General features: G+C 61.7%; 13 protein-coding genes. 10 read left to right on the top strand and 3 right to left on the bottom strand.

What is annotated here, in order from left to right; all coding sequences use genetic code 11:
* Nucleotides 1–129 precede the first annotated feature (129 nt).
* The 4 genes from ACP_RS06540 (at nt 130) to ACP_RS06525 (ending at nt 3,802) form a co-directional block, all read left to right on the top strand.
* A complete protein-coding gene (locus ACP_RS06540) occupies nt 130–588 on the top strand; it encodes an excisionase family DNA-binding protein (protein WP_015896501.1) in 459 nt (152 codons plus the stop codon).
* A complete protein-coding gene (locus tag ACP_RS06535; RefSeq protein WP_015896500.1) occupies nt 589–1,152 on the top strand; it encodes a PIN domain-containing protein in 564 nt (187 codons plus the stop codon).
* A 178-nt stretch (nt 1,153–1,330) separates the two neighbouring features.
* Nucleotides 1,331–2,479: an NAD-dependent epimerase/dehydratase family protein gene (locus ACP_RS06530; RefSeq protein WP_015896499.1), complete on the top strand. Its 1,149-nt coding sequence runs from the start codon at nt 1,331–1,333 to the stop codon at nt 2,477–2,479.
* A 3-nt stretch (nt 2,480–2,482) separates the two neighbouring features.
* Nucleotides 2,483–3,802 carry a glycosyltransferase family 4 protein gene (locus tag ACP_RS06525; protein ID WP_202944495.1) on the top strand — a complete coding sequence of 440 codons (1,320 nt, stop codon included), beginning with the start codon at nt 2,483–2,485 and terminating at the stop codon, nt 3,800–3,802.
* Nucleotides 3,803–3,810: 8 nt separating this feature from the next.
* Here the strand turns inward: ACP_RS06525 and ACP_RS06520 are convergent, their stop codons facing one another.
* Both ACP_RS06520 and ACP_RS06515 read right to left on the bottom strand, forming a co-directional pair.
* Nucleotides 3,811–4,953, bottom strand: coding sequence for a radical SAM protein (locus ACP_RS06520; RefSeq protein WP_015896497.1), 1,143 nt, complete (start codon nt 4,951–4,953; stop codon nt 3,811–3,813).
* Nucleotides 4,954–5,100: 147 nt separating this feature from the next.
* Nucleotides 5,101–8,139 (bottom strand): WD40/YVTN/BNR-like repeat-containing protein, encoded by a 3,039-nt coding sequence (locus ACP_RS06515; RefSeq protein WP_015896496.1) that lies wholly within the window; start codon nt 8,137–8,139, stop codon nt 5,101–5,103.
* A 193-nt stretch (nt 8,140–8,332) separates the two neighbouring features.
* Between ACP_RS06515 and ACP_RS06510 the strand changes: the two genes are divergently transcribed.
* The gene (locus ACP_RS06510) at nt 8,333–11,443 is read left to right on the top strand and encodes a hypothetical protein (RefSeq protein WP_169305938.1); all 3,111 of its coding nucleotides are present in this window, start codon (nt 8,333–8,335) and stop codon (nt 11,441–11,443) included.
* Nucleotides 11,444–11,545: 102 nt separating this feature from the next.
* Here ACP_RS06510 and ACP_RS06505 read toward each other — a convergent pair whose 3' ends face one another.
* Nucleotides 11,546–12,868, bottom strand: coding sequence for a sialidase family protein (locus ACP_RS06505; protein WP_015896494.1), 1,323 nt, complete (start codon nt 12,866–12,868; stop codon nt 11,546–11,548).
* Nucleotides 12,869–13,083: 215 nt separating this feature from the next.
* Between ACP_RS06505 and ACP_RS06500 the strand changes: the two genes are divergently transcribed.
* The 5 genes from ACP_RS06500 to ACP_RS17265 all read left to right on the top strand — a co-directional run bounded on the left by ACP_RS06500 (nt 13,084) and on the right by ACP_RS17265 (nt 19,740).
* Nucleotides 13,084–15,339 (top strand): tetratricopeptide repeat protein, encoded by a 2,256-nt coding sequence (locus ACP_RS06500; RefSeq protein WP_148215066.1) that lies wholly within the window; start codon nt 13,084–13,086, stop codon nt 15,337–15,339.
* 109 nt (nt 15,340–15,448) lie between these two features.
* On the top strand, nt 15,449–17,260 hold the full coding sequence (locus ACP_RS06495; protein WP_148215253.1) for a CRTAC1 family protein: 1,812 nt from the start codon (nt 15,449–15,451) through the stop codon (nt 17,258–17,260).
* Nucleotides 17,261–17,313: 53 nt separating this feature from the next.
* Nucleotides 17,314–17,829, top strand: a complete 516-nt coding sequence (locus ACP_RS06490) for a hypothetical protein (RefSeq protein ID WP_015896491.1) — start codon at nt 17,314–17,316, stop codon at nt 17,827–17,829.
* 496 nt (nt 17,830–18,325) lie between these two features.
* Nucleotides 18,326–18,703: a PadR family transcriptional regulator gene (locus ACP_RS06485; protein ID WP_085947580.1), complete on the top strand. Its 378-nt coding sequence runs from the start codon at nt 18,326–18,328 to the stop codon at nt 18,701–18,703.
* Nucleotides 18,700–19,740 carry a hypothetical protein gene (locus ACP_RS17265; RefSeq protein ID WP_148215065.1) on the top strand — a complete coding sequence of 347 codons (1,041 nt, stop codon included), beginning with the start codon at nt 18,700–18,702 and terminating at the stop codon, nt 19,738–19,740. Before ACP_RS06485 ends, ACP_RS17265 begins: the two co-directional genes overlap by 4 nt.
* Nucleotides 19,741–19,969 lie beyond the last annotated feature (229 nt).

Below are 19,969 nucleotides of genomic sequence, written 5' to 3'. Positions count from 1 at the left end.
GGGACAGCATTCTGGGGCAGGAGGAGTGCTGTTCGTTGACATAATGCCTGCCGGCTGCCGATACTAAGCGGTAGCGAGTATAGCGAATATGAGAATCTGCATATTTGCGCATTCGCATGGGAGGAGCCTATGGGCACGCAAGCAATTCGCATCGCCCCGCAGAATGAGGAGGAGACTCAGGCAGTCAAAAAACTGTACCGGATGCTCATTCATGACGGTGCCGCGGCCCTGGTTGGGCCTGATAACACCAGGATCGATTTGCCTCCAACCGTATATCAGGTTCTGCGCAGGATTATTGAAGATATGCAACAGGGCAAGGCCGTGGCCTTGATGCCCGTGATGGAGGAGCTCAGCACCCAGGCTGCTGCGGATATGCTGGGGGTATCCCGTCAATATCTTGTGAACGAACTCGAATCGGGGAAGTTGAAGTTTCACCGGGCCGGAACCCATCGGCGCATCTTCTTCAAGGATTTGTGCGATTACAAGGAAGCTCGAGAGCGCAACCGGCATGATGCGATTCAACGAATTGCCCAGAAATCCGAGGAATCAGGAATATACGATACGTTTGTTCCGGTAGATGAAAGCTAGATGACTTCGGATTTCCCCGTCATTATTGACGCCAATGTACTCATACAGGCTGCTGTTCGCGACACGCTTCTCCGGTTGTCAGAACGGCGGCTTTTTCTTTGCCGCTGGTCTGACGACATTATTGAGGAAGTCCGGAGGAATCTGATTGCCAGGCTGGGGCGTTCAGAGCAAGACGCTGATTATTTGGTTGGAGAACTGCGCACGCATTTTGCAGATGCCTGGGTAGCAGACGGCTACAAGGAGCTTATTCCAGCCATGAGAAATGAGCCTAAAGACCGCCATGTCGTGGCTGCTGCAATCAAATGCGGAGCAGAAGTCATTCTGACCTACAATACGAAGCATTTCCCCGCTGACTGGCTCCAGGCCCAGAACATCGTAGCTAAAACGCCAGACGAATATCTGGTTGATCTGTATTCCATAAATCCAGAGATAGTCGTGCATATTTTGCATCAGCAGGGGGCTGAGCTTAATCCACCGCGCAATATCGAAAGTGTGCTCAAATCCCTCGAGGTGTGCCGTTGCTACGCATTCACCGGGTTGATTCGTCAAAATCTCGGCCTTTAATCGTCTCGATCTGCATGCCGTCTGATGTTCATCAGAATGTACTTTTCTTCATTACAAATCCTTTAAGAAACAATCCTCAGGGCGTCGCTCCGTGCAATCTCCGGGGCCGTTGTGCGATGCTGGGAGGGGCGCATTTCCGCGCCTCATTTGAAACGTACTTGCGGAGACGAATCAACAGATGAAGATTCTCGTAATCGGAGGCGATGGATATTGTGGCTGGGCAACCGCCCTCTATCTGTCGGAGCGCGGCCATGAAGTGGCCATTGTGGACAGTCTGGTGCGCCGGCACTGGGATGCGACGCTGGGTGTCGATACGCTCACCCCGATCGCATCCATTCATCAGCGCGTGCAGCACTGGAATGAAAAGACCGGCCGCAAGATCGACCTTTTCGTGGGCGACATCACCGATTATCAACTGGTGCGCAACATCCTCAAGACCTGGGAGCCGGAGTCGATCGTTCACTTTGGCGAGCAGCGCTCGGCGCCGTTCTCGATGATTGACCGCGACCACGCCGTCATGACGCAGGTGGATAACGTCACCGGTACCCTGAACCTGCTCTTTGCGATGCACGAGATCTGCCCCGATGCTCACCTGGTCAAGCTGGGCACCATGGGCGAGTACGGCCAGCCCAACATTGATATTGAAGAGGGCTACATCACGATCAAGCACAACGGCCGCGAAGACCGTTTGCCTTATCCCATGCAGCCGGGCTCGTTCTACCACCTCAGCAAGGTGCATGACACGCACAACATTCGCTTTGCCTGCAAGATCTGGGGCCTGCGCGCCACTGACCTCAATCAGGGCGTGGTCTACGGCGTGCTGACCGACGAAACCGCCAATGACGACAAGCTGGTCAACCGCCTTGATTATGACCATGTCTTCGGCACGGCGCTCAACCGCTTCTGCATCCAGGCAGCCATTGGCCACCCGCTGACGGTTTACGGCACCGGCGGTCAGACGCGCGGCTACCTCGACATCCGCGACACGGTGCGCTGCATTGAGATTGCCTGCACCAATCCGGCAGACAAGGGCGAGTTCCGCGTCTTCAATCAGTTCACCGAGCAGTTCGGCGTGCTGCAACTGGCAGAGATGGTGCAGAAGGCAGGCAAGGAAGCCGGCCTGAACGTGGAAATCAGCCATATTCAGAATCCGCGCGTCGAAAAGGAAGAGCACTACTACAACGCGAAGAACACGCTGTTGCAGGATCTGGGGCTCAAGCCGCACAACCTTTCCGATTCGCTTTTGAGCTCGCTTCTGAGCTTCGCGATCCGGTATAAGGATCGCGTAGACCGCGGCCAGATTCTGCCCAAGGTGACCTGGAGGTAACCATTGCGCGAAGGGGAATCCGTAATCCAGACCGTGGAGCCGGGCCAGGCGAGGCCGCTGCGCATCGCACTGCTGACGGAGACCTTCCTGCCGAAGATCGACGGCATCGTGACCCGTCTCTGCCACACCATCCGCAACCTGCGGCGGGCCGGGCACGAGGTCATGATCATCGCTCCCAAGGGGATCGATGATTTTGAGGGCGCGCCCGTCTACGGTGTTTCAGGATTCCCCTTCCCGCTATATCCCGACCTGAAGATCGCCATTCCGCGGCCTTCGGTCGGCGAGGCGCTGGCCGCCTTTCAGCCGGACATCGTTCACGCCATCAATCCGGCCATGCTGGCCGTTTCGGCCTTCTACTACAGCGTGCGGTATCAGCTTCCGCTGGTGGTTTCCTACCACACGCATCTGCCTAAATATCTCGGCTACTACGGCCTCGGCTCGCTGGAGCCGCTGATGTGGTGGGGCATGCGGGCCGGCTACAACCGGGCCGATCTTACGCTCGCGACCTCCTCAGCCATGCAGACCGAGCTGGAGGCTCACGGCATTCAGCGCATGCATCTCTGGCAGCGCGGTGTGGATACTGAGACCTTCCACCCCAGTTGCGCCAGCCAGGCCATGCGCGAGCGCCTCACGCAGGGGCACCCGGAGGACAAGCTGCTGCTCTACGTGGGCCGCCTCTCGGCCGAGAAAGAGATTGAGCGCTGCCTGGACGTGCTCAAATCCGTCCCCGGTCTGCGCCTGGCGCTGGTGGGCGACGGACCGCACCGCGAAAAGCTGCAGCAGCACTTCGCCGGAACAAAGACCTACTTTGCCGGCTTCATGCGGGGCCGTGACCTGGCCGAGGCTTTTGCCTCGGGCGATGTCTTCATGCTGCCCTCGCGCACCGAGACGCTCGGCCTCGTGCTGTTGGAATCGATGGCCGCCGGCTGCCCGGTGGTCACCCCCAATGCCGGGGGCACGGCAGACATTGTGCAGGACGGCATTACAGGCCATCTCTACGATCCCGCCGACGAGATGGGCCACGTCAAGGCTGTGCAGCAGTTGCTTGCCGACCCCAACCACCATGCCGAGGTGCGCCGCCGCGCCCGCCTGGACGCCGAAAAGTGGGACTGGGCCGCCGCCACGCGCCAGCTTGAGGACTACTACCGCCGCGTGCTGCTGCGCGAGGAGCGTCTGGCCATTGAGGTACCGCAGGCCATGGCCTCAGGCGCCACGCCCGAAGCCATCTGCGCCCAGTTGCAGATTTCCGGCGCTACCTTCCGCCGCCACGCCGCCCTGGCAGGGCCCGGTGGCAAGCGGAAGGTTCACGCAACCGCGAACTGATAATTGTTTTAGCTGATCTTGAGCAGTCGCATGGCCGCCTTGCGGAAGGCCAGAGTGGCTCCGCTCGGCTTGCTGCCCGGCTTGGGTGCGGCAAACAGCGCGGTCAGCGCGCGCACGGGCGCGGGAATCGCCGGCTGATCGCTGCCCTCCTGCGGAGGGAACAGCTCGGTGAGCGCCTGGCTCGGGTTCTCGCGCAGGCGATCGACCCACGCAATGCGGTGTACGCAAAAGATGGTGCAATAGGGTGCGCAGGCCTTGGGCTTCTTCGCTTCGCGAATGCAGTCCTCAATCGTGTACTTCTCCAGCGGAATCGCCGGATAGCCGCGCTGCGACATGCAGTAGTGCACCAGTCCAAATTCGCAGATGTAGAGGTGGCGTCCCCCGGCCGGGCAGTGCCAGTCATTCGGCTTGCCCGCCAGCAGTTTGGCCCGCCACGGATTGTGCCGCGCAAACGAAAACGCAGACTTCGTGCTGCCTTCCACCTGCTTGAGCACGCGGCGGCTCTCTTCGTCGATCGGCAGAATGTGGCCGGTCTCGTCATGCACAATGCCGGCCGTGCTCAGGTGGCCCAGTTGCCGGGCGCGGCTCTGAATCTGGATCACGTCCGCAGGCTTGCTGGTGCCCGCGCCTACCACCGAGTGAATGTGAACAGGGAACTCGGCATGCTCGGCCAGCCAGCGCAGCCGCAGGTCAAGGATGCGCAGGCTCTTCATCGACACATCATCGGGCTCGATGTTGTCGATGCTGATCTGCATGCGGTCCAGCCCGGCCTTGTTGAGGCTCTTGATGCGATCCACTGAGAGCAGATAGCCGTTGGTGATCATCACGGCGATCATGCGGTAGCTGCGAATGCGCGCAATCACCAGCTCCAGCTCGGGATGCAGCAGCGTCTCGCCGCCCGTGATGGTCACGGTCGTCGTGCCCAGCGCAGCCAGCTTGTCGATGCGCTTCAGCAGCTCCTCGGCCGGGACCGGCTTCGAGTGGTCGTCAAACTCGCTGCAATAGGTACAGGCCAGGTTGCATCGCCGTGTCACCACGACGTGGGCAAAGACAGGATGATCCTTCTCGCGCAGCGCCTGGGCGACAACTCGCGTCTCGCGGTAGAGACGGTTCCAGCGCCTGAGGGTGCGGCGAACGGGCATCGGCATCATGCGGGCAGTACTCCTTGTTAACAGGATACCGAACCCTTGTTAAAAGAGGGCTATTTCTGCTCGAAAGCGGTTGAAATCAGGCAGACCACGGTCCCCGCCGCCCGCCCCTGCAAAAAGGAGGGCGGCAAGGGCCGATTTCGCCTCGCGTCAGCTCAGGCCCAATGCCTTGGCGCGGGCCAGCAGCTTCTCCACGTCGCCGTGCAGCTCCTTCACGGCGGCGTGCTGCGGCTGGGTTGGAGCCACATCCGCACCCTGCAGCGTCGTGAGCATCTGCAGCAGCATGCCGCGCATGCCGTAGAGCGTGGGCTGCATCTGGCGCGGACCCTCTTCAAAGCCGCCCTGCTCGCCCACCAATTCGGCCACCTCTGGCTTGCTGGCCGTGGCGCTGGCTTTATCAATCACCGCCTGCACGGTCTTGAGATCGCGATAGACCGCATCGGAGAGCGCAAATTGGGCCTCCAATCCCTCCATCGGCGTCTTCACGCGCGGGTCTTCGCGAATCACCAGCGGCTGCGCATACGTCTTGCCATTGACCGTGAGCTGCACGGTGTACTGGCCCGGCAGCACAAACGGCGAGGTGGGCGCGGGGGCCGTGTCATGCGGCACGGCGGCAATCGGGTACTCGGCCGGAATTCCCGCGACCGGCGTGAAGTGCAGGTCCCACACGAAGCGATGCAGCCCGGCTTGCGCGGAGAGATGCTGTGCCGGGCGCAGCCAGTAGGCTGGAATCATAAGTTTTGGGTCCGTCGGCGGTACCGGCGTCGCGCTCGAATACTGCCGCACCACGTGGCCCGCAGCATCGCGAATGGTCAGCGTCACCGCGCCCTGCGCATCGGCAGGCAGCCAGTAGTCCAGAATCGCCCCATCCGGAGGATTGTCCGCATGCGGCTCATCGGGTGCGAGCGGCGTGTCGGTGTTTGTGTCCCAGTGCACGCGATAGGCCAGCGCGGGCCTCATCAGCGCGGGCGCATTGCCCGCAACCTTCTTCCACTGCCGCAGCGGAGTGATGTCATCCATCACCCAGAAGCCGCGCCCGTGCGTGGCAATCGCGAGGTCGTCGTTCTTGAGGATGAGGTCGCGAATCGATGTCGCCGGCAGATTCATCCGCAGCGGCTGCCAGTGGTCTCCATCGTCAAACGAGACATACACCGTGCGCTCGGTGCCGCAGTAGAGCAGCCCCTTCACCTTGGGGTCCTGCCGCACCACGTTCACGTCTTCATCGTCCGGCAGGCCATTCACAATCTTTGTCCACGTTTTGCCGCCATCGTGCGTGCGATAGATGTACGGATGCAGATCGTCGAGCCGCAGCGTGTTCACCGCCGCATAGGCGGTGTTCGGGTCAAAGTGGCCCGCGTCCAGAATGGAAATCTTCTGCCACGGCTTCATCTCCGGCGGCGTCACGTTCTTCCAGTGCTGGCCGCCATCGGTCGTCAGCCAGATCAGCCCATCGTCGGTCCCGGCCCAGATGCGGTTCACATTCAAAGGCGACGGAGCCAGCGCGTAGATCACGCCGCGATCCTTCGGCTGCGCGTCCGGTTGCTTGCTGTAGATGCCCACCACCGAGGGAATCGCCCACGTCTTGCGCGAGAGATCGGGGCTGATCTGCTTCCAGGTGTTGCCGCCGTCGTAGCTCTCCCACAGCGTATTGGCCGCAAAGTACAACAGGTGCGGATTCACCGGCGAAAACATCAGCGGCTCGGTGCGCACCGCGCGAAAGCCATGGTTGCGCAGCGGCACCGGCAGTACGTCCTGCACCTGCCCGGTCGCGCGATTCCACTTGGTCAGCTTGCCGCCGTAGACAATATCCGGGTCCAGCGGATCGGGAGCAACGTATCCGTATTCCTCCGCGCCCACCGGGTGCCAGTTGCGGAAGTTGATCTCGCCATCGTTGCCGCGCGTCTGAATGCAAACCGATCCGCTCTCCTGCTGTCCGCCGCACAGCCGGTAAGGGAAGGCGTTGTCCGCCGCGACGTGATAGATCTGTGCCGTCGGCTGGTTGTACCAGGAGCTCCACGTCTGTCCGCCGTTGACCGTCACCAGCGCGCCCTGGTCGCCCACCAGCGCAATCACCTTCGAGTTGTGAGGATTGATCCAGATGTTCTGGTAATCGTCCCCGCCCGGCGCGCCGCGAAAGGCATGCCACGTGTGCCCGGAATCCTCGCTCTTCCAGGTCACAATGCTGGTCATGTAGAAGACGTTCGGGTGCTCGGGATCAATGGCCGGCATGGGCAGGTCGCCGCCGCCAATGCGATTCTTCGGCCGCGCGTCCGTGGTCGGCGCGGTCCAGGTCTGGCCGCCATCCTCTGAGCGGTAGAGCTGCACTTTGCCCGGTACCGCGACCGAGGCAAACAGCGTGCTGGGGTGGCTTGGGGAGATTGCGACGTAAGCCTGAATGATGTCGTCCGGCAATCCGCCGTGCAGCTTCTTCCATGTGCTGCCGCCGTCGGTCGATTTATAGATGCCGCCCTCCGGCCCGCTGAACTCGCCATTCTCCCATGGGCCTTCGCGCGCTTCCCACAGCGTGGCATACACAATCTGCGGATTCTTCGGGTCGATGCGCACGTCGTTGCCGCCCGTGTTCTCGTCCACATAGAGCACCTTCTGCCACGTCTTGCCGCCGTCGAGCGAGCGATAGATGCCGCGCTGTGAGTTGGGCCCGTAAGGATGCCCGGCGGCTGCGACAAAGACACGATCAGGATTCGTGGGATCCACGGCCATCTGCGAGAACTGCTGCACATTTCTCAGTCCGAGGCGTGTCCATGTTTTGCCTGCATCGGTTGATTTGTAAATGCCGTCGCCGACCGAAAGATCAGGCCGGTGCAGCCCTTCGCCGCTGGCCACGTAAATGATCTTCGGGTCAGAGGGCGCGACCGCGAGGGCACCAATGGAGCCGGTCGGCTCATGGTCAAAAATCGGATGCCACGTGCGCCCGTAATCATTTGTCTTCCACACGCCGCCATCCACCGCGCCCACGTAGAACACGTTCGGCTCGCTGGGCACGCCGCTCACCGCGCGGGTGCGTCCGCCGCGGAACGGCCCAATCAGCCGCCAGTGCAGGTCGTGGCTGTAAGTGGAAGACGAGACTACCGCGGCCGGGGACGGGTGGACGGCCTGGGCATGGCCGGGCAGGACGGCCGCGCTCAGTGCGAGGGCAGCGACGGAAAGCAGAGCAGGGAGAGTGCGCATCAGAGGCAGCTCCAAAATTGAAATGTGCTGGCCCGGCGAGCTGCTCACAGCGTTACCAACTGCTCAACCCGTGAGAGGCTTTGATATTTTCCGGGACTCAAGATTAAATCATTCCACGATGCTTTTTAGAAACTGCCTGCGTTCTGCCGCTGCTCTTCTGCTTTGCGCGCCCCTGTTTGCTTCGGGGCAAACCGTGCCTCCGCAAATGTTCTCTGGTCTGCACTGGCGTCTGATTGGCCCCTTTCGCGCGGGCCGCGTTGTCGCCGTGACTGGAGTGCCCGGCAACAACACCACCTTCTACTTCGGCTCGGTCGATGGCGGCGTCTGGAAGACCACCGACGCCGGTACCGTGTGGAAGCCCATCTTCAACCACAAGCCGGTGGCCTCCATTGGGGCCCTCGCGGTCGCGCCCTCTGACCCGAACACCCTCTACGTCGGCACCGGCGAATCCGATATCCGCTCTGACCTCGCCTCCGGCGATGGCGTCTGGAAGTCCACCGACGCGGGCAAGAGCTGGCAGCACATGGGCCTGGCGCATGCCAAACAGATCAGCCGCATTGTCATTGATCCCAGCAGCGCCAACATTGTTTATGTGGGCGTGCTCGGCGACGCCTACGGCCCCAGCGCCGAGCGCGGCGTCTACAAATCGACTGACGGCGGCCGCACCTGGCAGCATGTGCTCGACAAGGGCCCCAGCGTGGGCATCTCTGACCTCGCCATCGCCCAGGACAAGCCGAGCGTGCTCTTCGCCGGCACATGGAACGCGCATCGTCCGCCGTGGAGCGCCTATCCGCCCATCCCCGGGCCCGGCACCGGCCTCTATCGCTCGACGGACAGCGGTGCCCACTGGACCGAACTCAGCGGCCACGGCCTGCCCGCGCAGCCGTGGGGCCGCGTCGGCGTCGCCGTGGCCGCGCATGGCCGGCGTGTCTACGCGCTCATCTCGGCTAAAGACGGCGGCCTCTACCGCTCCGATGACGGGGGCAACGACTGGACGCTCATCAACGCCGATGCGCGCCTCACCAGCCGACAATGGTACTTCGACTCCATCACCGTCGATCCTGAGCATGCGAACGACATCTACATTCCCAACGTCGCGCTCTATGGCTCGACCGATGGCGGCAAAACCATCACGATCATTCGCGGCGCTCCGGGCGGCGATGACTATCATCAGCTCTGGGTGGACCCGAAGAATCCCGGCTCGATGATTCTCGGCACCGACCAGGGCACTACCATCAGCCTGGACTATGGCAAGAGCTGGAGCACCTGGTATAACCAGCCCACTGCGCAGCTCTATCACGTCATCACCGACAACGAGTTTCCTTACGTGGTCTACGCCGCGCAGCAGGACAGCGGCAGCCTCGGCGTCTACAGCCGCACCAATCATCTGCAGATCACGCCCCGCGACTGGTTCCCGGCCGGCGGCAGCGAGGCGGGCTACATGGCGCCCGATCCGCTGAACTCGAACATCGTCTATGAGACGGACACCTACGGCACCGTCACGCGTTGGAACCGCAAGACAGCGCTCAGTCAGGACATTTCGCCGCGACCCGGCGCGGGCTTTGAAGAGAGCCCCATCTACGCGCACCTGTACCGTGACCCGTGGACGCCGGTGCTCGTCTTCTCGCCCGTGGACAAGAAGGCGCTTTACCTCGGTACGCAATATGTCATGAAGACCGAGGACGGCGGCCTGCACTGGACCAAAATCAGCCCCGACCTCACCGGCGCGGCTACGCCGAAGCTGACTCCGAAACCCGGTGTGACGCCCACGCCCGAAGAGGCCATCCAGGAAGGCTATGGCGTCGTCTACACCATTGCGCCCTCGCCCGTGAACGCGCAGGAGATATGGTCGGGCAGCGACACGGGCCTCATCTACCTCACCACCGACGGCGGCCAGCACTGGAAGAATGTCACGCCGCCGGGCCTGAAGCCGTGGAGCAAGATTTCGCTGATCGAGGCATCTAACTTCCACCCCGGCGAAGCCTGGGCCGCGGTCGATCGCCATCGCATGATGGACGATGCGCCCTACATCTACCGCACAGAGGACTACGGCAAGAGCTGGAAGCTCGTCACCACCGGAATTCCCGCCGGGCACTTTGTGCGCGCCGTGCGTGAAGACCCCAAGACGCCGGGCCTGCTCTTTGCCGGCACCGAATACGGCATCTACGTCAGCTTCAACAACGGCAATCACTGGCAGCCGCTGCAGTTGAATCTGCCCACCAGTTCAGTGCGCGACATGACGGTGCATGACAACGATCTTGTCGTGGCCACGCATGGCCGCTCGCTCTGGATTCTCGACGACATGACGCCGCTGCGCCAGCTCAGCGCGGCTACATCCACGCAGAAGCCGCTGCTCTTCCAGCCTGAGCCGGCCTACCGCATCGACAATGACGCCTTCCCCGGCACGCCACTGCCGCCCGAGGAGCCGACTGCAAAGAATCCGCCGAACGGCGCCATTCTCGACTACTATCTGCCGGCCAAGGCATCGCTGGTCACGCTGACCATTCGCGATGCCAGCGGGCAGGTGGTGCGCAGCTATCGCAGCAACGAGCCGCCTCCGCCTCCGGAGCCGCCGCAGCCCATCGCGGCGCGCTGGTTCCCCAAGCCGCAGCGCATTCTCAGCACGCCGGGCGAGCACCGCTTCGTGTGGGACCTGCAATGGGCGGCCGCCGGAGCCAAGCCGAAGAACGATGACGACGATGCAGGCGATGGCGCGCCGAAGGGACCGCGCGTGCTGCCCGGCGACTACACGGTGACGCTCACCGTGGATGGCCACAGCCAGACCCAGCCGCTCACCGTCCTCATGGACCCCAACAGCCCGGCCACCCCGGCCGAACTGCAGGCGCAGTTCACGGCGGCGCAGCGCATCTTTGCCATGACGCTGGTCAGCCGCAAGGCGCTCGCCGAGGTGAACTCTGTGCGGCAGAAGCTCGACGATCTGGCGAAGAAGCCGGAAGTCGCCACCGCCGGCCTGCTGCCGCAGGTCGAGGCCGTGCAACTCACGCTCAACCAGCTTGTCGAAGGCAAAGTGCGGCCGGGCCATGATCGCGGCGGCCTCGCCAAGTCCAACGGCGAGCTGCTGGCTGTGCTCAGCGCCATCGAGAGCGGCGACCGCACGCCGACCGATCAGGCGCTCACGCTCGGCAAGCGTGCCACGCACGAGGTGGAGGAGCAGTCTGCCGAGTGGCAGCAGGTGAAGCATGGCTCGCTCAAGCAATTGAATGCCGCGCTGGCCAGCCACCATCTGGAGCCGGTCGCCATTGCCGAAATCGAGCAGCAGATGCATTACCTGATGACTCGTTAATGCAAGCGCGTTGAGCCTGACCCGTTGTCTCGCGCAAAACAAAATCCCCACCCCGGCAAAGCAGCCGCCGGAGTGGGGATTTCTTATTTGCTCGCGTGAAAGTTACTTGTTGAAGTTGGCCTCGCCAATCTGCAGAATCGTGCCCTTTGCGCCCTGCGGATGCACCGGCCACGCTCCGTACACCTTGCCGCCATACGCGGCGAGGCCGAGGTAGTCGCCCATGAAGACGTCTTTCCCGCTGAAGGGCGTGTTGGTCCAGGCGTAGTTGTTGAAGGTTGCGCCGTGGTCGGTCGAGCGGGCCAGCACCACGATCTGCTTGTGAGGGTTTTCGCGGCGGTCATAGAACACCACATTCACCGCGCCCGTTACGGGATCGACGGCCAGCCACTGGAAGAAGTGATCGGCCCCATCATGCTTCGGGTCATTGTTCACCTTCACCGGGGCGCTCCAGGTCGCGCCATGATCGGTCGAGCGCGACAAAAAGATGTCCACATCGCCGTTGCGATAATCGCTCCAGGTGACGTAGAGTTCGCCATTCTTCGGGTCATCGGCAATCTGCGGGAATCCATTCGCGCGGTCCATGCCATCGACGGCAAACATCGTCGGCGCGGTGTGAACGATGTTGCGCGAGGGCGTGAAGGTCTTGCCGCCGTCGTGCGACTCGGTCAGCACGATCTCGTCATCGGCGGACCAGACGCCATAAAGCGTACCCTTTGGCCCCACGACGCCATCAAAGCCTTCCAATGCGCCGTTGTCATCGCGAGGCAGGCCGCGCGTCTGGGAAATCTCAATGGGCTTGCTCCACTTCACGCCGTCATCGGTCGAGCGCGAGAAGAGCATGCGTGAGTCGGTCAGCGTCCAGCGCGTCCAGCCCACATAGAGATTGCCGGCATGGGGGCTCTGCGGACTGTCATCGGCCACGATGTACGGCTTGTCCTCAAAGGGAATTCCCGGCTTCGTCGGGAACGCGCTTACGGTGCGCAGTTGCGTCTCCCAGGTCTTGCCGCCGTCGAGCGAGCGGCGCTGAAAGATGCCGTTGCGCGTGGCTCCATGGCCCCAGTAGTTGAAGCTGCCCAGCTTGTCGAAGGCAATGCAGTCCATGATGGCGTGGCCCTTGTTGTCAAAGGCTACGGACACATCGCCGGACATGCGGTAGTTGAGCGGCGCGACGCCGGTGCTGTCCAGATGCCAGGTCTGGCCGCCGTCCTCGGTGTAGGCGGCCTTGGCGGTGTACTGCAAAACCACCACCACCTGTTTGGGATTGTTCGGATTCACGGCCACGCCGGGCTCAGTGAAGGTTCCGGGCGTGGGCGTAATGTTGATGACCTGAGAGCCGGGAACCGGCGGCAGACTTTGCGCAAAACCAGACGCCGCCAAAACCGGCGCGGCGAGCGCGGTGGCAAGCACAACTTGAAAGCGATTCATACTCCTCATGGTACTGCTCCCCACCAGGGGAGGAATACCATCTCCACCTTTTGGTTGATTACCGCATCGATCACTGGGTGGAGAGTTAAATCCTCAATGTTTTCGCGGGTTTTCGGCAACTTTTGCATTGCCCGCCGTTGTGGGCCTCCTGTACCCTGCTCTGCGTAATCCCGAATCGATTTTTCAAGAAGCCACCACCAAAACAGGGAAGAAATATGCAGTTTCGCAGGACACTTTTTCAGGCCGGTACCGCACTCCTTCTATTCGCAGGCTGCACGTTTCTCTTTCTGCGGCCCACGCACGCGGGCAGCCGCCCGGCGACGCCGCAGACGCAATATTCGGCGGCGGTCAGCAAGAATTATCAGTACCCCTTCGGCTCTGACAAGCCATTCTCGCCGAGCTATGCGAGCACACAGAGCGGCCAGTTCATTCAGCCGGGCGCATTCCCGACGGCAGAGTACTGCGGCCATTGCCACCAGGCCAGCTATCATCAGTGGCGCGCTTCGCTGCATTCGAACTCGTTCCGCGAGCCCTACTACGTCAAGAATGTAGACCTGCTCAAGCACACCAAAGGCGTGGCCTATGCGCGGCACTGCGAGGCCTGCCACAATCCCATCGCGCTGCTCTCCGGCAGCCTGACGCCGGACAAATACACGCACGCCACCTGGTACAACAACGAGGGCGTCACCTGCTCGGTGTGCCACTCCATTGCGGAAGTGAAGCCCACCTACGGCATCGGTTCTTATGTGATGGGCACGCCTTCGGCGCTGCTCGACGCGAATGGCAAGCCGATTCCCGGCGAGGTGCCCTACAGCGAGATCATGGCTCACGTGCAGCGCCACATTGCGGCCGTGATGAAGCCCTTCTACAAGTCGCCGCAATATTGCGCGGCGTGCCATGAGGCCGATTTGCCGCGCACGCTCAACCATTACAAGTGGCTGCCGGCGATCACGCTCTATGACGAGTGGCAGCATTCATCGTTCTCGCACGAGTCGCCGCTGCCCTTCTACACCAAGCCGCACCTGGTGTGCCAGAACTGCCATATGGACCTGGTGCGGACCTCGCTGCCGGACTACTCGAAGAAGAATGGCATGATCATGTCACACCGCTGGATTGGCGGGAATACGGCTGTGCCGGTCTACTTCCATGACAAGAAGCAGTATGCCGAGACGGTCAAGAACCTGCAGCATGACCGGTTGAATGTGGATCTCTTTGCCGTTCGCCTCAATAAGGATCAGCAATGGACCGGCCCGCTCGGCTCGACCGGCTTCACGCTCAAGCCCGGCGACAATGTGCAACTGGCGGTCGTGATTCAGAACAAAGGCATTGGCCACTCGCTGGTGCCGGAGCAGCGCGACATTCTGGAAAGCTGGGTGCAGTTTGTCGTCAAGGATGCGCATGGCCGCGTGGTGATGAACAGTGGCGGCATTCTGCCGAATGGTTACGTGGACCCGAACGCGCACAGCTTTGTGGCGCAGATGCTCGATGCGCAGGGAAATCTGCTGCAGCATCACGAGGTCTGGCTCAAGCACACCAATGCGGTGGGCTACACCATTCAGTCGGGCAGCTCGACGCTGGTGCGCTACCAGTTCCAGATTCCCGAGGGCGATCCTGGCCCCTTCACCGTCACGGCCAAGGTGAACTACCGTCACTTCGATCAGGTGTTTGCCAACTGGGTGCTGGGCACAGGGCACAAGCCGCTGCCCGTGACTGTGATGGCCTCGCGCACGCGCACGCTTTACCTGGGCCAGAACAAGCCGGTGCCGCCCAAGCCGGGCGACAACCCCGACTGGATGCGGTGGAACGACTTCGGCATCACTCTGCTGAGCCAGCAGCAGTATGGCGAGGCCGTGTATGCCTTTGAGCAGGTGGCCAAGATGCGGCCGGACTATGACCGCGCCTGGGCCAACATTGGCATTGCGTACTACAACTGGGAGAAGTATCCCGAGGCGGCGCAGTACCTGGCCAAGGCTCTGGCGATGAATCCTGACAGTGCGCGCACGCTCTACTGGCAGGCGCTCACCTTCCGCAATCAGGCCAAGGTGCCCGAGGCGATTGCCGATTTGAAGAAGGCGGCCACGCTCTTCCCGCTCTCGTCAGACATTCATCGCGAGCTGGGCTTCAGCTATTACCAGCAGCATGAGTACAAGCTGGCAGAGGCGCAGTACCAGACGGTGCAGTCGATCAATCCGAATGATCTGGCGGCGCACTACATTCTGGGCATCGTCTACAGCCGCCTGGGCAATCGGGCCGAGGCAGCCAAGCAGGAGAAGCTCTTCGCCGACCAGAAGCTCGATCCGATGGCGGATATCGGCATGCAGAGCTACTATGCGAAGCATCCGGCCATTGCCGATGAGGCGGTGCCGTGGCATGTACACACTGAGGCCGAGGCCATGCAGTCCTGGAACTCGCCTACGCCATCGGCCAAAACCGCTCCACCGGCAACGGTCGCCAAGGGAGGAGCGCGTTGAGCGCTCCCTGCCCGCTGTCGTATTGTTTTTCTCAGTCATGGACATTCTTATTGCGGGAGATTGTTGAGTGGTGAACCGCCGTGTGTTTACTTTGAGTTTTCTGGCGTCGATGGTGGCGCCCGGTCTTGACCTGTCCGCGATTCCCGGCCTGGCGCAGCAGACGCCGGGCGGCAGTGGAGGCGGCAGCTCGACGGCCGGCGCGCATGCCGCGATCTATGACGCGGAGCATCGCCCCATCACCGCGGGCGGATTTGTGAAGAGCGGCCCCATCGTCTTCCAGAACGCCACCAAGGCGGCTGGTCTCGATGCCTTCACGCATGTGATGGGCACCAAGGAGAAGAAGTTCATCCTTGAGACCATCGGCTCGGGCGTGGGGCTGATCGACTATGACAACGATGGCTGGCTCGACATCTATCTGGTGAACGGCTCGACCTACGATGCGATGGATGGCAAGGCTCCGCAGCCGCGCGCCGCGCTGTTTCACAACAACCGCGACGGCACATTCACCGATGTGGCCGAAAAGGCCGGAGTGCTCAATGAGCGCTGGGGCTTTGGCGTGGTGGTGGCCGACTTTGACAACGATGGCTGGCCGGATCTCTACGTCACTAACTTCGGCAAGAATCGCCTCTACAAGAACAATCACGACGGCACCTTCACGGACATTGCCGAGAAGGCCGGCGTGGCGCTGGGCAACTGGTCCACAGGCGCGACGTGGGGCGATATCAACGGCGACGGCAAGCTCGATCTGTTTGTGCCGGGCTACATTCATTACGACCTGAACAATCCGCCGGTGTCCGGCTCGAAGGCCGTCTCCTACGCGTTTTGTAACTATCGCGGCGTGGCGACCATGTGCGGGCCGCGCGGTTTGCAGGGCGAGACGGACCATCTCTTCCAGAACAACGGCGATGGCACCTTCACCGACATCAGCAAAAAGGCGGGCGTCAGCGATCCGAGCGCCTATTACGGCTTTGGCGGCATCTTTGCCGATTTCAGCAACAAGGGCAAGGTGGACCTGATTGTTGCCGACGATTCCACGCCGAACTATCTGTACACCAACAACGGCAACGGCACGTTCACTGACAACAGCTATGCCTCGGGCTTTGCGCTGAACCAGGATGGCCGCGAGACCGCGACCATGGGCATGGCGGTGGCCGATTATGACAATGACGGCTGGCTCGACATTGCGACGACCGACTTCTCTGACGACTATTTTGTGGTCTATCACAATGACGGCCAGGCCAACTTCACCGATGTGAGCTACCAGCTTGGTACGGCCCGCGATACCATTCCGTTTCTGGGCTGGGGCGTAGGCTTTATCGACTACGACAACGACGGCTGGAAGGACCTGATGTACCTGAACGGCCATGTGTATCCGCAGGTGGACGAGCATGACTGGGGCATGACGTATGCCGAGCGTCCGCTGCTGTTTCACAACGAAGGCGGCAAGAAGTTCAACCTGGTGCCGCCGGTGATCGGCACCAGCCTCGCCGATGTGATGGCCTCACGCGGCGCGGCCTTTGGCGACCTCTTCAACACGGGCAAGATCGACGTCGTGGTGAATGTGATGGACAGCCATCCGGTGCTGATGCGGAATGTCTTTGAGACGTCGAACCACTGGGTGAAGTTCAACCTGGTGGGCGGCCCGAAGAGCCCGCGCGACGCGGTGGGCGCATCGGTGTATGTGAAGACCGGAACCCTGCGCCAGCGCTGCGACAAGATGGCCGGCGGCAGCTTCCTCTCGTCGAATGATCCGCGGCTGCACTTTGGACTGGGCGAGGCGGCGGCGATCGATGACGTGGAGATTCACTGGCCGAGCGGCACGGTGGAGCATGTGAAGATTCCGGCCGTGGATCGCATTTATACGATCGAGGAAGGGAAGGGCATCACCGGCGAGATGAAGCCCTCGGGCCTCAAGGCCTGAGAGGTGCCCGGAGATTCAGTGCAATACAATCGATGCGTTGGAGAGGGGGCATTATGAAGCTGTTTTCTCGTGGGTGCATGGCGGTTCTGGTGGGCGTGGCGCTCACCGCAACGGCGGCAATGGCGCAGTCCGGCTCGAAGGCGACGGTGCTCGATCGCACGCAGGCGGGCAAGATTATGCCGGCCACGGTTTTCTTCCGCGGCCAGACGGCTCCGACGCAGGAGCGCAACTCGGGCGGCGTTCACTTCGCGGACGGCAAATACATGCTGGCGGCGCTGGTGGATACGTCAGGGTACGCGACCGAGGTGCGGCAGAGCTACCAGGGCTACCTGCTGACGGAAGTGAAGCTGGACTTTGGCGGACATACGCTTGTGCCGGGCGCCTATGGATTCGGCTTTCTGGCGCATCACCAGTTCGTGGTGCTGAACCTGGCCGGGCAGCGGCTGCTCGAAGCCTCATCGCAAGCCTTTGCGGGGCGGCGTCCGGTTCCGCTGGAAGTGCTGGCGGGAGCGCATGGGTATGAGCTGTGCTCGGGCCGGGAGTGCGTGGATTTCCACAAGAACCGGTAGTCAGTGGGGCAGCCAGTCAGCGGGTCAGCAGGTCAGCGGGTCAGCCAGTCAGCGGGTCAGCCAGTCAGTGGCGGGGGCTTGAATGGCGTAAGCTGTTTATTTTTCTGTGAGATCTGGCGATGTTTTCTGGGAATGTGAATGCGGATTCGCATTATTTCCGGAATTTGCGTGGCAGAGTGTCCCTAAGTCCTTGCAAATCAGGCAGTTGGGATCACTTTTGGGGAATGTGAATGCGAATTCACATTTTATGGAATTTTTTTCGACTCTTTGCGCAGAGCTGGATGCCATGCCTATCTTACTGATTGTAAACGATTAAAATAAATCTCTTTGGGGCGGGGGAATGTGAATCTGGATTCACATTTTCCCCGCCCGAAAAATGTTCTCTATTTCCATGGTAGCCGGTTGGGGGCATATTTCCGGCAGGCTTTGGAGATCATTCTTGACGGCACACAGTGTGTGGCATACAGTATGCGATGTACAGTGTATGGGGAACGGCATGAAAGATTCTGATTCACTCGCCGGAAGCGCCTCAGGTTCGCTCTTTGAGAACCTGCGGCTCGAGCTGCGCCGCGGCTGTCTGACGCTGGCCACGCTGGCGCAACTGAAGCAGGAGCACTACGGCTACACGCTGCGCAAGGCACTGGCCGAGCGCGGGCTGGCCATTGATGAGAGCACGCTCTATCCGCTGCTGCGCCGCCTGGAGAGCCAGGGATTGCTGCTGAGCCAGTGGCGCGAAGAGGACAAGCGCAACAAGCGTTTCTACCGCCTGTCGCCGATGGGCGAGCAGATGCTCGGGCAACTGCTCGCGGAGTGGCGGGAGCTGAATGCCTCGCTGGACCGCATTCTGGGCCAGAGGGAGGGCCAGGCCGAATGAGCCGAAAGGGAAGCACGATGGAACTTCTGGACCGTTATCTGCAGGCTGTGAGCAAGCATCTGCCGGGGGCGCGGCGGCAGGACATTCTGGCCGAGCTGCGCGCCAATCTTGAGGCGCAACTGGAAGACCGGCAGGAGGCGCTGGGGCGCGGGCTGACCGAGGGCGAGGCCGGAGACTGGCTGCGCGAGATGGGCGCGCCGTGGCAGGTGGCGGCGCGGTATCTGCCGCAGCAGAGCTTGATTGGGCCCATGATTTTTCCGGTGTACTGGTATGCGCTGCGCATGGCCCTGTTGTGGGCGCTGGTGATTTATACGGTGGTTTCGGCGCTGCTGGTGGCGCTGGGCACGCAGGGCGCAGGCGCTGTGGCCGGGGCGGTGCTGCGCGCTCCGGATGTGCTGTTTATGGTGGCCGCATGGGTGACGCTGGTGTTTGCGGGCATCGAGTTTTTTGCGCTGCGCTTTCCGGGCAGTTGTGACGAGGTGCTGCGCAAGATGATGGAGTGGTCGCCGGCTTCGCTGCCGCCGGTGGAGAAATCGCGCCGGGGCCGCGCGCCGCGCAGCTTTGCGCATGCGATGGCGGAGTTTGTGTTTGGCGTGCTGTTTCTGGTCTGGCTGGTGCTGGTACCGTTTTATCCGTTTCTGCTGCTGGGACCGGGAGTGGTGTATCTGCATGCGTCTCCATTTGAGATCACGCATGCGGTGGCGGTGTTTTTCTACTGGGTAGTGGGGCTGAATGTGTTTCAAGTGGCGTGGCGCGGGGTCGATCTGGCGCGCGGGAGTTGGCAGCGTCCCCGGCGGATGCAGCAACTGCTGTTTGAGGCGTACGGGCTGATTCCGATGGTGGTGCTGCTGACGGCACCGGGGCATGCGGTGGTGCGGCTGAAGCATCCAGCGGTGGATGGGGCGCACTATGCGGGCACGGTGAGCCAGATCAACGCAGGCGTGCATCAAGGACTGCTGGTGCTGATGGTGATTGTGGTGCTGCAATTTGCGTGGAACCTGTGGCAGTGGGCGCGGGAGATGCGGGCAGACGGGTGAGGCTGGGGCCTGCGTTTTGGCTGCTGGAGGAGGTTCCTCCACTTTACTTCGTTTGGGCGGGATGACAAGTGGGAAAGCTACCGCAAAGACGCGGAGGACGCCAGGAAAAGCCGCCCGGGGGTGATGGTGAGGATGATGGGAGAAACCTCGGGCGGTATTTGGTGACCGAGGCATCGCCGGGACTCTTCGCTGCGCTCAGAATGACGCATCTTGGGTGAGGGCGAAGTTC

Source organism: Acidobacterium capsulatum ATCC 51196 (assembly GCF_000022565.1).
GTDB classification, from domain to species: domain Bacteria; phylum Acidobacteriota; class Terriglobia; order Terriglobales; family Acidobacteriaceae; genus Acidobacterium; species Acidobacterium capsulatum.
The sequence above is the reverse complement of the archived record's forward strand: the minus strand, read 5'-3'. Positions and strand labels throughout refer to the sequence as shown.

Coding starts and splice junctions, on each gene's coding strand:
- ACP_RS06515 (WP_015896496.1), bottom strand. CDS start 8,139: ATGCGCACTCTCCCTGCTCTGCTTTCCGTCGCTGCCCTCGCACTGAGC.
- ACP_RS06520 (WP_015896497.1), bottom strand. CDS start 4,953: ATGATGCCGATGCCCGTTCGCCGCACCCTCAGGCGCTGGAACCGTCTC.
- ACP_RS06500 (WP_148215066.1), top strand. CDS start 13,084: ATGCAGTTTCGCAGGACACTTTTTCAGGCCGGTACCGCACTCCTTCTA.
- ACP_RS06495 (WP_148215253.1), top strand. CDS start 15,449: ATGGTGGCGCCCGGTCTTGACCTGTCCGCGATTCCCGGCCTGGCGCAG.
- ACP_RS06505 (WP_015896494.1), bottom strand. CDS start 12,868: ATGAATCGCTTTCAAGTTGTGCTTGCCACCGCGCTCGCCGCGCCGGTT.
- ACP_RS06535 (WP_015896500.1), top strand. CDS start 589: ATGACTTCGGATTTCCCCGTCATTATTGACGCCAATGTACTCATACAG.
- ACP_RS06540 (WP_015896501.1), top strand. CDS start 130: ATGGGCACGCAAGCAATTCGCATCGCCCCGCAGAATGAGGAGGAGACT.
- ACP_RS17265 (WP_148215065.1), top strand. CDS start 18,700: ATGAGCCGAAAGGGAAGCACGATGGAACTTCTGGACCGTTATCTGCAG.
- ACP_RS06490 (WP_015896491.1), top strand. CDS start 17,314: ATGAAGCTGTTTTCTCGTGGGTGCATGGCGGTTCTGGTGGGCGTGGCG.
- ACP_RS06530 (WP_015896499.1), top strand. CDS start 1,331: ATGAAGATTCTCGTAATCGGAGGCGATGGATATTGTGGCTGGGCAACC.
- ACP_RS06485 (WP_085947580.1), top strand. CDS start 18,326: ATGAAAGATTCTGATTCACTCGCCGGAAGCGCCTCAGGTTCGCTCTTT.